The sequence below is a fragment of the uncultured Nostoc sp. genome (assembly GCF_937863485.1).
Classification (GTDB): Bacteria; Cyanobacteriota; Cyanobacteriia; order Cyanobacteriales; family Nostocaceae; genus Nostoc.
This window is the reverse complement of the sequence record NZ_CALMFY010000188.1, coordinates 47,526-61,625: the sequence shown is the minus strand read 5'-3', so window position 1 is coordinate 61,625 and position 14,100 is coordinate 47,526. Positions and strand designations below refer to the sequence as shown.

At 38.8% G+C, this 14,100-nt stretch carries 4 protein-coding genes; all 4 read right to left on the bottom strand.

Annotated elements, in window-relative coordinates; translation table 11 throughout:
- Positions 1-7: 7 nt before the first annotated feature.
- The 4 genes from Q0541_RS25600 to Q0541_RS25585 all read right to left on the bottom strand — a co-directional run bounded on the left by Q0541_RS25600 (position 8) and on the right by Q0541_RS25585 (position 14,096).
- Complete coding sequence (locus Q0541_RS25600) at positions 8-1,990, bottom strand: condensation domain-containing protein (protein ID WP_298917460.1); 1,983 nt, start codon at positions 1,988-1,990, stop codon at positions 8-10.
- A gap of 25 nt (positions 1,991-2,015) precedes the next feature.
- A complete protein-coding gene (locus tag Q0541_RS25595; protein WP_298917457.1) occupies positions 2,016-5,711 on the bottom strand; it encodes an amino acid adenylation domain-containing protein in 3,696 nt (1,231 codons plus the stop codon).
- Between the two features lie 85 nt (positions 5,712-5,796).
- Complete coding sequence (locus tag Q0541_RS25590; RefSeq protein WP_298917454.1) at positions 5,797-6,849, bottom strand: TauD/TfdA family dioxygenase; 1,053 nt, start codon at positions 6,847-6,849, stop codon at positions 5,797-5,799.
- A gap of 2 nt (positions 6,850-6,851) precedes the next feature.
- Positions 6,852-14,096 (bottom strand): non-ribosomal peptide synthetase, encoded by a 7,245-nt coding sequence (locus tag Q0541_RS25585; RefSeq protein WP_298917451.1) that lies wholly within the window; start codon positions 14,094-14,096, stop codon positions 6,852-6,854.
- Between the last annotated feature and the right edge of the window lie 4 nt (positions 14,097-14,100).

The following is a 14,100-nucleotide window of genomic DNA, read 5'->3' as shown; positions in this document are numbered from 1 at the left end:
TCTAAGCTTATTGGTTGAATTTTGCTAAGAATTTATCCAAGTCTTGTTGCTCCAACTTGGCTTGGGGGAAGTCTGATGGCGTGAAACCAAGAGCTTGACGAGATTGGCAATGAGTAATGAGCGATCGCAGTGCTTTAATAAAACTATTCGCTAATTTTTCCACTGTGGTTCGCTGATGTATCGCCTCACTGTAAGTCCAATTAACGTGCAGTTGTCCGCTAGCAACAACTACTGCAACTTCTAATAGATAAACTCGACTACCCCGCAGGCTACGATTTGGGCCAACGCATTCTCTAGTAGGTGTAAACATGGACGACTGCGAAAATACTTGATCAGTTTGACCAAGGTAGTTAAAAAATATTTCAGCTTGAGGAGAAGCTTGCAGTTGTGATCTAATTTTATCCTCGCTACTGAGATAACGTAGTATGCCATACCCTATTCCATGATTAGGTATAGATCTCAGTTGTTCTTTAACTGTCATCAAAGCATTTCCTAAACTGGAAGCTCCCTCGATATCTAATAACACAGGAAACAAACAAGCAAACCAACCAACTGTGCGCGATAAGTTTATATTGGGAAAAATGTCGTTTCTTCCATGACCTTCCATATCTAGTAACAGCGAATGCTCACCTGTCCACTCTGCACAGGCCTGCACTAGCGATGTCAGTAATACATCGTTAATTTGAGTGTGGTAAGCTTGATGCACTTTTTGTAGTAAAGCTTGGGTGTCTTCCCGGCTCAGACTAACTGATACAGTGCTAGCCTTAGCCACAGTTTTGTCGCCTCCAGCATAATCTACTGGTAAGGGAGAAACAAGTTTTCGTAGTTGTCCTAACCAATATTCCTGCTCTTTGATTAATTCTGTAGACTGTGCATAATCTTTTAAACGCAAAGCCCATTCTTGGAATGAAGTAGTTTTATCTGGCAAATTTATCGACTTACCCTGACTAAGTTGTAGATAAACAGTCTGAAGGTCTTCTAATAAAATTCGCCAAGAAACACCATCTACAGCCAAGTGATGGATGATAATTAACAGACGACTACTTTTTTGTGAACCCAGGTTAAATAAAGCCACCCGAATAAGCGTCCCCTGCGATAGATTCAAACTTCCTTGAAGCTCAGTTGCTACTGTTTCAATAGCTGTATTTTGCTCAATTTCTGGCAAAGTTGACAAGTCTATATGTTGAAAAACCCTCATCTCCTTGACATTAGAGACAACTTGCACCCAGCCTGATTCATGGAAATGGAAACGTAAGCGTAGTGCATCATGATGCTCAATTAATCGTTGCAGCAGCTGCTCCCATAATTTGGGGTTATGTCCTTGCGGTATTTCCAATAAACAAGATTGATTCCAATGGTGTGAATCTGGCTGATTTTGTAGCAAGAACCATTGCTGAATAGGTGTAAGAGCTACTTCACCTGTAACTAACCTTTGTTCTCCTTGTATAGATTGAGTTGTACCAGTGACCATTGCCAATTCTGCAATTGTTTGGTGTTCAAAAAGCTGTTTGGGGGTGAGTTGTAAACCAGCTTGATTGGCTTTGGCAACAATCTGAATACTGAGGATAGAATCTCCACCTAACTCAAAGAAATTGTCATGAATACCTACTTGCTCTACCACCAGAACTTGCGCCCAAATTTCAGCCAGTACTTTTTCCACACGAGTTTGAGGAGCCGCAAAAGTTTTTGATAACTCAGGTTTTGGTAGTGCCTGTATGTCTACCTTGCCATTAGGAAGTTTAGGTAGAGCTTTTAGGTTAACAAACGCCGACGGTATCATGTAGTCGGGCAATTTATCTTCTAGAAAATAGCGCAGATCGGTTGTACGAGGTAATTCTCCTTGATGTGGGACTATATAAGCTACCAACCGTTGATGAGTCTGTACATCTTTTCTGGCTAAGACAGTTGCTAGTTGTTGTTTCAATCGAAGCGCAAGTAGATGACGTTTTTTGAGACAAAGAGTATCAACACGCTGATAAAAATCAATCATTAAAAGCCTCCATAGTAATCAGTTTCTACTTAATGCACTTCACTACAACCATTGAATCAGCCCACCACAAATCTTTAGTATCTTCTGGTAGAGATAAGGGTTCCACAATGCTCAAGGTCAGAGAACTAAAATATTTGAGAACCAGCCGTTGATGCCTACGACTAAAAGAATCGATTTCATGGGTTAGGTAAGTAAAAACTCCTCCTTCTCGTAAATGCTCTACAGCTGTTGGGAAAAAATGTTCTGCAAATGTCACACTTTCAACAACATCTTCTAGCAATTGCTCTTCATTAAGAATATTGGCATGAAAAAAGATACCATCGTAAATTCCCAACTGGTCTTTGACCTCTTGCCATTTGCCCTTAACTAATCGAATGTCCTGTTCAGTATAATGCGTTTTCCAATGATAAAATGCTTCTGATACAGCATCATCACACTCGATAATTGTGTGAGATTTAACACCCTTATCTTGAATCAAACTTGCAGAAACTCCTCTGCCAAAACCTACTTCTAAGACGTTGCTATGTGTCTCAGTAATAATATTAGCCATTGCTTGCATCAGAGGAATCTGCCAGTCCTCCATGATTTGCTGACTTTCAAAAATTGATGTTGAACTTTCAGCTTGTTTTGAAGTAGTTTGATTACCAGCTACAAATCGTCTTGATAAAGCATCTAAATGAATTAAATCATCTGCCAGTTCATCAATGCTTTGCTTGAGCAACCAGTTTCTTTGAAATTTTTGCGGAGGATTAATAAAATTTTCATCAATTTCCAGGCAGATATAAAAGTTGGAAAATTGTCTTAATCTGCGGCTTCTATGATTTTCCACGGCAGAATTAACTAGTATTTCTTTGACATCTTGACCTGTGATTTCTTGTGCCAGTATTATTTCTAGTTCATCTTCAGATAATTTCTCTATTTCTGCTAAATGTTGTTCAGCATACTCTTGACCAAGTGACAATATTTTGGTTACTAAAATTTCCGTATTTTTTGGATCGATATAACTATCCTCATTCTGGAAATAACTCTTGCTCTCACTTCTAGCGACAACGATAACTTCGTCAACAGCAGGATTTCGTTTTAAGACTGCTTCAATTTCGCCTAATTCAATCCGGAAACCGCGAATTTTTATTTGCTGGTCAATACGACCCAGAAATTCTATGTTTCCGTCTGCTAAATAGCGGGCTAAATCACCAGTTTTATACAGACGACTTCCTTCTACTTCCTCAAAAGGATTCCTAATAAAACGTTCTGCTGTTAAATCAGGACGGTTCAAATAACCTCTAGCTAAACCATCGCCACCAATATATACTTCACCAGCCACCCCTAAAGGAACAGGATGTAAATTACGGTCAAGTAAATAAATTTGTGCGTTCGTAATTGGGCGACCAATAGATACTGAATTTCCTATTTCTGGCGAACAGCAATGATAAACAGTACTCCAAACTGTGGTTTCTGTGGGCCCATATTCGTTAAATAAAGCTACTTGGGGAAGTTTTTCTAAATGACGAATCACTAATTCTGCTGAACAAGATTCACCTGCAACGATCACACTACGTAATGAAACTAATTCTTGTTGGTTTGCTTGCTCTAAAATGACATTATATAAGGAAGGTAAACTTAATAAATGAGTTACCTGATTTTGGCTAATTAAATTGAGCAAATATGATATATCTTGCTCTCCACCTACTTGGGGAAATACCAAAGTTCCACCAGAGCATAGTGTCCAGAAAATCCCAGCGACAGAACTATCAAAAGCAAAGGAGGAAAGTAACAAGAAACTACCAACAGGTTCTTGATAATAATTCAGCCGCGCCTGTGTAGAGTTGACTAAATTTTGATGAGTGATTTGTACACCTTTAGGTTTACCTGTAGAGCCAGAAGTATAGATAATATAAGCTAAGTTGGCAGATGTCATCGCCACAGCAGGATTATTGTGGCTCTCAGATGCAATAATTTCCCAATCAGCATCTAAGCAAATAATTTTTGCTTGAGTTTCTAGTAAATCTTGCAGCAAAGATTGCTGAGTTAATAATACTGGTGTTTGGGTATCTTGCAGGATAAATTGTAAGCGTTCTGATGGATAGGTTGGATCTAATGGTACATAAGCCCCACCTGCTTTGAGAATAGCAAGAATACCAATAGCCATTGATAAAGAACGCTCTACACAAATTCCTACGAATACTTCTGCTTGAACACCTAATTTATGTAGATAATGAGCTAATTGATTAGCACGTTCATTTAATTCACGGTAGGTTAATTGCTGATTGTTAACTACTACAGCAATATTATCTGGTACGCTTTCTGCTTGCGCCTCAAATAGCTGATGAATTAATTGAGAGCGATTGTAATCAACTTGGGTATTGTTAAACTCAAACAGTACTTGTTGAAGTTCGCAATCGTTTAGAATTTCTAATTCACTAATCGCAGCATCGGGATTATAAATAACACTAGACAATAGTTGCTGAAATTGTGCTGCTAAACGTTGAATATCCTCTAATGGGAATAACTTAGCATCATAATACAAGTTAACAACTAAATCATCTTGTTGACGAATACAAGATAGTTTAAGTTTGAACCTATCAATACAAGCATACTCTTTGTATAGATTAAATGTTAATGTATCGACAGATGCTTGCTGTGCTTGCTCTGTAAATTCAAAACAGTATGGCAAGAAATCAATAGCCAAATTCTTGCTATACTCTTGCCAAGAAAAGTAATCTTGCCATTGATGAGCTTGACTAACCGATTCTTGAACTTGTTGCCATAATTGCTTAAATAATAAATCTGGCTGTAAATGAGATGCAAGCGGTAAATATTTAGCAAATAATCCAATAACCGCTTGTAATTCCTGATGTTTGCGACCATCATATAATCTCCCGACAACTATGTCAGGTTTATCAAGATTTCGCCATAAAACAATTTGCCAACAAGTTAATAAAAAATCAGCTAATGAATCAGTTGGTTTTTGCAATATATTCTGAATATCAACTAAAAAATTTTTACCAAGTTCTAGTCTAAAAGTTTTTGGTTCAAATACTACAACATCTTCAGCAACTTTTTTCTCAAAAGGAGGCCTAATATCAAATAAATTAGGAAACTCTTGTTGTTTCCAGTAAGCTTTGCCTAAATTAACATCTTCTGCTGTTAGTAATTCATGTTGCCATTCAGCAATATCGGCATATTGTAACACTTCATCAGATGATTGTTGATTATTTATATTAGTTGTATAGGAGCGGCTAACTTCATGTACCCAATTACGAATACCAATTGCATCAGCAATCATGGCTGGTAAACTTACAAGTAATATATGCTGATTAGGTACTGATTTAATTAAATCTATTTGTGATAAATTGGAATTATTAAATTTATGCCGAGTCAAAAATAAGTCTATTTTATTATCTTTTTCTTCAGCATCAAAATCACTACCATCATAATAATTAATTGAAATATCCTGGCTATCAGCTATTACCTGTAACGGAATTGCCATTCCAGGTAAACATTGAAAACTCGTGCGGAGAATTTCATGTTGATTAACAACATCCTGTAAAGACTTCTTAAGAATCTCCACATCCAGTTTGCCATCAATAGAAACAGCACACTGAGCAATATAATGATTATCTTGAGTAATGGACTTTAATCTCCATAAATGCTCTTGCTGTGGCGACATTCGATAACCGACGACATTTTCTATTGGCGATGTATTGTTGAGTATTTGCATAACTATCAATTTATTCCTGATAAGTAATTGTTTGGATTTTTTGTAAAGAACCGCAGAAACGGAGAGAGAGAAGAAAGGGAGATTTTTATGAATATCTTGGTATTTTTATATTTGGATTAATGAATGGATCAGCCATTCCCACCACAACTTTACGTGAACCAAAAAATGGTGAGCGACCATGAGCAATTGACATATTATCTAACATTAATAAATCTCCTTCTTGCCAAGAAAATAAAACCATTTCTTGCTGATAGACTGTGCGTAATTCTTCTAAAACCTCTGGTTCAATGCTTGAACCATCACCATAATAAGTATTATTAGGTAAATCTTCTTCTTTAAACTCTGCTAATAAAGCCTCTCTAAATGTAGGTTCAAGAGTAGAAATATGGAAGAAAGTAGCATGATTAAACCAAATTAATTCCCCAGTTTTTGGATGTTGTGCTACAGCTTGACGTATTTGACGAGTCCGTAAGCGATCGCCTGCTTTCCATTCAAATTCAATACTGTTTCTACGACAATATTCTTCTACTACAGCTTTATCTCTAGTTTGAAAAACAGTCTGCCAAGTTAGCCCAAAACCATCATTATAGTTACGAACATATAATACTTTTTTTTCGATAAACTTTTCCCGAATTTGGGGTTGAATGCGTTGAAAAATATTACGACAGTCAGCAATGGGTGTTTCCCCGCCTTGTTGTGCTGCAATTAAACAGCCAAAGTAAATTTTAAGTGGCCAAGTTAACCAATAAGTACCCTCATTATGTAGGAAAATACTTTGCTCGGCAGGGTAGTCTGTTGATGTGTAAATTTTATCACCAACTTCATGACGTGGTGAAGAACGATCACGGTATTCTAATAACTCACCACTAGAGCTAACATTAACAAATTGATTAAATAATTCTGGCGTATTGATATGGAAGTTACGGAATAGCAACGCTCTGTACTTGAGCAAATTTTCATCAATAAACTTGCGGTGATTCTGCGCCCAAGTGATTAAATTTAAACCATCAACTGTAGGTTGAATCACTAACGGCAAAAGTTGTCCAGATTGCAAAAAATCTACTTTAACTAACTCTGCTGGTGATAGAATAATCGATTTACGGCTGATATTACTTATACTAGGTCTTTTAATAGACATTTTTACCCCGAAATAACCTTACGTTTGGCAAACTTTAATTTTTGAAGACTAGATGTTGCTAATTCTTGCTCTTTTTGCTGCTGTTGTTGTTTTTCATCTGCATCTAGTATTGCTAATAACTTGCTCAATTTAGTAGTAGGTTGTTCTATGATTTTTTGCAATAGTATTTCTAGGTGTTTAAAAAGCTTGGTAATCGTTTTAGCTTCAAAGCGATCGCCACTATAAAGAATCTGCAATAGCCACTCAGTTTCTATCCTCACTCTCAACGTTAAGGGATAGTTATTTCTCGAAACCGCAACACGCACATTTCCCAGTGTTACATCTGTGAATCCTTGACGTAAGGAAGGAGATAAAGGGTAGTTTTGGAATACCACAATACTCTCAAACAAAGGTAAGTTCTGCGGTATATCGCTCCATTTGTGGATTTTAACTAAAGAACTGTGTTCGTACTGGCGCACTTGTACTTGTTGATTTTGCACCTGCTGCAAGCAAGAGAAAAACAACTCATCAGCTTTTAGTTGTACTCTGACTGGCAAAGTATTAATAAATAGTCCGACTATCGATTCTGCACCCTCCAATGTAGTTGGACGACCGGAAACAGTAGAACCGAAAACTACATCCAATTCACCGCTATAGTGGCTTAGTAATAAAGCCCAAGTTCCTTGTATAAGGGTGTTTAAGGTGATTTGATGTCGACGTGCTAGAGTTTGGAGAGCGTTTGATGTAGTTGTTGAGAGACGGATTTCCTGCAACTTATAGCTACCATCTGGGTTGGAAGTTTGGTATTTGGGTAAAACTGGTGTAGGCGTAGTAAATCCTTGCAGCATCCCTCGCCAAAAAGCTTCTGCTGGGTGCATATCCTGCTTTTGTAACCAAGCGATGTAATTGCGGTAGGTGCGGGCTGGTTGTAAATTTATTTTTTCAGCGTGATTTATAGCCTGATACAGTTCAAAAACTTCTTTGAGCAGTAACGCCGCAGCCCATCCATCCATAAGAATGTGGTGATGGCTCCAGATAAAGTAGTGGGTATTATCAGTAACTTGAATTAGCGTCAGGCGCATCACTGGCGCAGCAGCAAGATTAAAGCCGATGTGGCGATCGCTTTCTAAAAATTTCTCTAGCTGTTGTGTTTGCTCACTAAGCGATAACTTCCGCCAATCGTACTGTTGCCAAGGTAATTCTACTTGTCGCCGGACAATTTGCACTGGTTCATCAAGACTTTGCCAATTAAACACCGTCCGCAATACAGGATGACGCTGAATCACTTGTTGCCATGCTTGCTGCAAAGCGGCTAAATTCAAATTACCATGCAAGCTGCAACTCCACTGCTCGAAATACATCTGCGACTCTGGTACATACAAGGTGTGAAATAGCAAACCTTGCTGAATCGGTGAGAGGGGATAGATATCTTCAATGCGGTGATAGTCACTACCAATTAACTGATCGAGAGTTGCTTGATTGAGTTTGACAAGGAGAAAATCGGCAGGAGTATAACCGCCTGCTGTTGGTAATTGACAGTGAGCAATGAGCGATCGCAACGCCGATAAGAATGTTTGGGCTAAATTTTCTACAGTCGATGGCTGGTGTACTGCTGTGCTGTATGCCCAACTCAACTTTAATTTCCCTTGACTGACAAAGCCATTCATTATTAATAAATGACTGCGTTTATCTCTCAAACTGCGAGTATTGCTAACCGCGTCAAGTACTAATTCAAATATCGATAATTCAGTGAGAGTTGCATCAAGTTGACCTAAATAGTTAAACAATACTTCTGCTTGCGGCAACGCAGCAAATTGGGCTTGAATTTCAGGTTCAGTGCTAAGGTAGCGCATTACCCCATAACCAATGCCATTGTTAAGTATTTGACGCAATTGCTCTTTGACTGTCTTTAAAGCCCCTCCGGGTTCCAGAGATGCACCTAAATCTAGACGCACGGGGAATAGAGATGTAAACCAACCAACAGTTCGGGACAAATCTACATCTGCAAAGAGCATTTCTCGCCCGTGTCCCTCTAAATCGAGTAACAGAGAATATTCACCAGTCCACTCACCAAAAGCTTGCACTAAGGCGGTAAGCAACACATCATTAATTTGAGTTTTGTAGACTTTAGGAACTTGCTGCAATAAAGCTTGAGTTTCTTCAACAGTTAAAGAAATAGTAGTAGTACAAGCTGAGTCCGCTGTATTATTGCCATCAGCATAATCCACTGGTAAAGGCGAGACAGGTTGCTGTAATGCTGTTAACCAGTAATTCATTTGCTGCTTAAGTTCCGATGATTGGACATATTCTTGTAAGCGATAAGCCCAATTTTGAAAAGAGGTAGTTTTAGCAGGAAGAGAGATTAATTCATCTCGGCTAAGTTGTTGATAAGCAGTTTGCAAATCTGTGAGTAAAATTTGCCAAGAAACTCCATCAACTGCTAAGTGGTGAATAATAAATAACAAGCGACTGGGCTGTTGTGCGCCACAATCAAACAACGCTACCCGCAGTATCGGCCCTTTATCCAGATTTAGACTAGCTTGCAGTTGTGTCGCTGCTTTTTCCATTGCCAATAATTGCTCACTGGCTGGTATTGCTGATAAATCTGTGTAGAAAAATGGCACAACTTCATCAGGTGCAGCGTTAACTTGTTGCCAACCAGATGCAGTGTCTTCAAATCGCAAGCGTAAAGCATCGTGATGTATTAACAATTGCTGCACTGCTTTTGCTAATAATGTAGGTTCCAGTTTTTGTCGCAACTTCAGTAATACAGCCTGGTTCCAGTGATGAGAGTCGAGTAATTCCTGGGCAAAAAACCAGTGTTGAATTGGGGTGAGAAGAACCGCACCTGTAACGGCACCTGGTTCGATTTGCTGGGTTGGGGTGGTGTTCACAACAACTGCTAATTCAGCAATGGTTGGATAATCGAATAACTGTTTGGGAGTTAGTTGAATATTAGCTTGTTTTGCTTTTGCGATCACTTGAATGCTCAAAATTGAATCGCCACCCAACTCAAAGAAATTATCGTGAATTCCTACCTGTTCTAGCCCTAATACCTGTAACCAAATTTCGGCTAAATTAGTTTCTATGGCGGTGCGAGGAGCCATAAAAGTTTCTGGTAAATCGGGACGTACTGTACCTGGTTCTGGGAGTTCTTTGCGATCTACTTTACCATTAAATGTAAGTGGTAAATCTTTTAATACTAAAAAAGCAGCCGGAACCATGTAATCAGGTAGCTTTTCTTCCAGATAACGGCGTAATTGTGGTACTAAATTAGTCGCTAATTTTCTTTGTAATGGATTATTAGCGTAAGCATCCCAAGATTTAAGAACAATAGATTTCTCAGGAGAAACAGGAATAATAGTTGGTGATTCTGCCCTACGATTTACCAGAACTACATCGTAACTGCCATCAATACTAAAATTTGACCACTGAATATTAATGATATAAGCTAATTCTTCGCCCAATGACCAAAATTCTTCTGGATTTATACCAATATGAGGATTTTTATCTAAAATCGCTTGCAACTCACCAACATTATTAAATTCTTGAGTTAGTAATTCTAAAACTTGAATATCCCCAATAACACGCGCATTCGGAACATTACGCAATCCTAATATTTTTGGTTTGCTTGTTACTAGTAATTGGCGGATATCATCTATAGTTAATTCTGCTTGCTGCCAATCTAGCCAATAAATTGCTTGTATTCCCCTTTCTAACTTTGCTTCATCAGCATGAATATACAAAGTCACATCATAGCGAAACTTGGTCATTTCGTTGCAATTCTGACCACGCTTTATTTGGATTTGTACATGACTAATTTGGGGTAAATGCTGTTGCAAAGCTATGAAAAATGCTGGCTCAATTAACAATTCTTGTTCTTGGTCAATACGATTTTGAACCCGATGTTTAAGTTCAGTGACAGATAGTGAAGCTGGAGATTGATACAGTTGTACAGATGTATGGAAAGCTTCTAAAAGCAGTAGATTCCGCACATCGCCTAGAAAAATAAAGCCACCTGGAGCTAAAGTTTCAACTGCTCCTGCAATCACCCGCAGCAGATAATCAATATTAGGGAAATATTGAACAACAGAATTTAAAACTATTGCGTTAAAAGAACCAGCTTCTATGCCTTCAAAGTTATCGGCGGTTCTTTGCTCAAGCTTCACCTGCGGTAGTTGGAGATGCTGACTAATATAATCTAAACCAGTTGATGCCAGGTCTGTACCATAATATTGCTCGGTATGAGGAGCAATTTGAAATAGTAACAAACCAGTTCCACAACCAATTTCTAATACTCGTTTTGGTTCCCAGTGCAAAATGCGCTCAACTGTTTGCTCTAACCATTCGCGCATCTGGTTGATTGGAATTGGCTGGTTTGTGTAACTGCTATTCCACCCGAGAAAATTAAATATTGATTCAAGTTCTTCAGATGTTTGATTGTATGTTTTATCAAAAACTGTTTTCCATTGCGAGACTTGATCGTTGTTAACTGTTAGTAATAGTGAGTTTAAGCTGTCAGTTTGGGAATTCGGAACTACATAAGCAACTAAACGTTGATTTTTAACCTCATCCTCTCGCGCTACTACAACGTTTTGTTGTACTGCTGGGTGCTGTGATAATACTGCTTCAATTTCTCCCAGTTCAATACGTAAGCCTCTCAGCTTGATTTGGTAGTCAATACGTCCAAGAAACTCAATAGTACCATCCGGTTGATAGCGGGCTAAATCACCAGTTTTGTATAGTTTTGCGTCTGGGCGATCGCTAAATTGATGAGGTATAAATTTTTCTGCGGTGAGTTCTGGGTGGTTAAAGTAACCCCGTGCCAAACCTACGCCACCAATGTACATTTCACCGGGTACACCCACCGGCACTAACCGCAACTGAGCATCTAATATGTAAATTTGAGTATTAGCAATTGGCGAACCGATGGGAACGATTGCTTCCCTACTATGACGTTGACAAATCCAAGCTGTAACATCAATTGCGGCTTCTGTCGGGCCATACAAATTGTACAGTTGTGCCTGCAAACGTTCAAAGAAACTTTGTTGTAAATCAAAGGGCAACGCTTCCCCACTAGAGAACACCCGTTTCAGAGAATCACACTGGTCTAATTCCTGTTCTTGTAGGAATAGTCGCAGCATCGAGGGGACAAAATGCAGTGTAGTAATTTGCTCTCTGGCAATGAGTTGAACTAAATAGTTACTATCTCTGTGACCTCCTGGTTGGGCGACTACTAAACACGCACCTGCTAACAACGGCCAGAAGAACTCCCATACAGAGACATCAAAGCTAAAAGGAGTTTTTTGTAATACCCGGTCATTAGCAGTTAATTGGTATGTATTTTGCATCCACAACAAGCGGTTACACACCCCTGCGTGAGTATTCATCGCACCTTTGGGCTGACCTGTAGAACCAGAGGTATAAATCACGTAAGCTAAGTTATCTGATGCAATATTCGTAACTAAATTATTGTTAGCTTCTTGAGCAATGATTTTCCAGTCGGTATCTAAACAGATAACTTGAGCTTGGTGTTCAGGTAGAGAAGCTGGGAATTTCTGTTGAGTTAGCAGCACAGTGGTTTGACAGTCTTGCAGCATAAAGGCTTGCCGCTGTTGTGGATACTCTGGATCTATTGGTACATAAGCACCACCAGCTTTGAGAATCCCCAGCAGTCCCACAACCATTTCTAAGGAACGCTCAACACAAATACCTACTTGTACTTCTGGTTTGACACCTAGTTTTTGTAAGTATTGTGCTAGTTGATTAGCACGGTTATTTAATTCTTGGTAAGTAAGTTTCTGATCGGCAAATACTACTGCTACTGCGTTCGGTGCCTTTTCTACTTGCGCCTCGATTAACTGATGGAGACAAAGATGTAGGGGATATTCTTTTTGGGTATTATTCCACTTTACTAAGCACAGATGTTGCTCAGTCTGGGTTAACAAAGGTATATCTTTTAACTGCTGTTCTGGATTTGCAGCCATGCCTTCTAGCAAAGTTTGCAAATGTCCTAGCATTCTAGTAATGGTAGCATCATCAAAGTAGCGGCGATCGCAAATTATCTTCAGCAGTAATTTTTCATCAGGTATTACAATGACGCTCAGAGGATAGTTAGTCCGATTAACTACGCTAAAATCCGCAATCTCTAAGGATTTGTTTCTTTTACGCAATGCTGCATCTACAGGATAGTTTTCAAAGGCAATCAAGCTATGAAATAAAGGCACGCCCTTAGGTAGTTCACTCCATCCTTGAACTTGCACCAGAGGACTATACTCATATAGACGTGCCTCGGCTTGTTGAGCTTGGAGTTTTTTTAACCAAAGGATCAGGAAATCATCCTCATTCACCTGTACCCGTACTGGCAAGCTATTAACAAATAAACCAACTCCTGATTCTACTCCTGTTAAATTTACCGGACGACCAGAAGTATTAGCCCCAAAAATAACGTCATCTTCTCCACTATAGCGGCTTAAAAGTAAAGCCCAAGCTCCTTGCACTAAGGTATTAAGAGTTAATTGATATTGCCTGGCTACAGATTTGAGTTTCTCTGTATTTGCTAGAGATAATTCAATCTGCTGCTCACTATATTCCTCAATATTAGATATATTGCTAATTAATTTATCAACTACTAACGGTGTTGGTGCTGTTACTCCTTGAAGTGACCGCTGCCAGAATGCCTCTGCTTCAGATAAATTTTGCTGCCGCAGCCAAGCAATATATTTCCGGTAAGGAAAAGCTGGTTTTAAATTAATTTGATTACCATTATTTAATGCTTGGTATATTTCTAAGACTTCGTTGAATAAAACAAACCGCGACCAGCCATCAAAGAGGATGTGATGGTTACTCCAGATAAATTGGTAAACTTCGTCAGCCATCCGAATTAAGACAAGGCGCATTAAAGGTGCTTCGGAAAGTTGATAACCACGACTTCTATCTGCTGTTAAAAAAGCCTCTAGTTTCTGTTCTTGTTCTACTGAATTTATTCCCCGCCAATCATATTTTTCTAATGGCAGTGCTACTTGTCCATACACTACTTGCATCGGTTCTTCTACTTCTTCCCAAAAGAATGAAGTACGCAAAACCGAGTGTCGCTTTGCTACTTGCTGCCAAGCTTGCTCAAAAGCTAAGGGATTGAGATTTCCTTTGAAAGCAATTCTATATTGATCGCAATATATACCCGAATCAGGAGCGTAGAGGGTATGAAAAAGTAATCCCTGCTGTGTAGGTGAGAGTTTATATATATCTTCGATGTTCTCTACTTTCATAATT

Excerpts from the sequence above, each read along its gene's own strand:
- Q0541_RS25590 (WP_298917454.1), bottom strand. The coding sequence starts at position 6,849 with ATGTCTATTAAAAGACCTAGTATAAGTAATATCAGCCGTAAATCGATT.
- Q0541_RS25595 (WP_298917457.1), bottom strand. The coding sequence starts at position 5,711 with ATGCAAATACTCAACAATACATCGCCAATAGAAAATGTCGTCGGTTAT.
- Q0541_RS25600 (WP_298917460.1), bottom strand. The coding sequence starts at position 1,990 with ATGATTGATTTTTATCAGCGTGTTGATACTCTTTGTCTCAAAAAACGT.
- Q0541_RS25585 (WP_298917451.1), bottom strand. The coding sequence starts at position 14,096 with ATGAAAGTAGAGAACATCGAAGATATATATAAACTCTCACCTACACAG.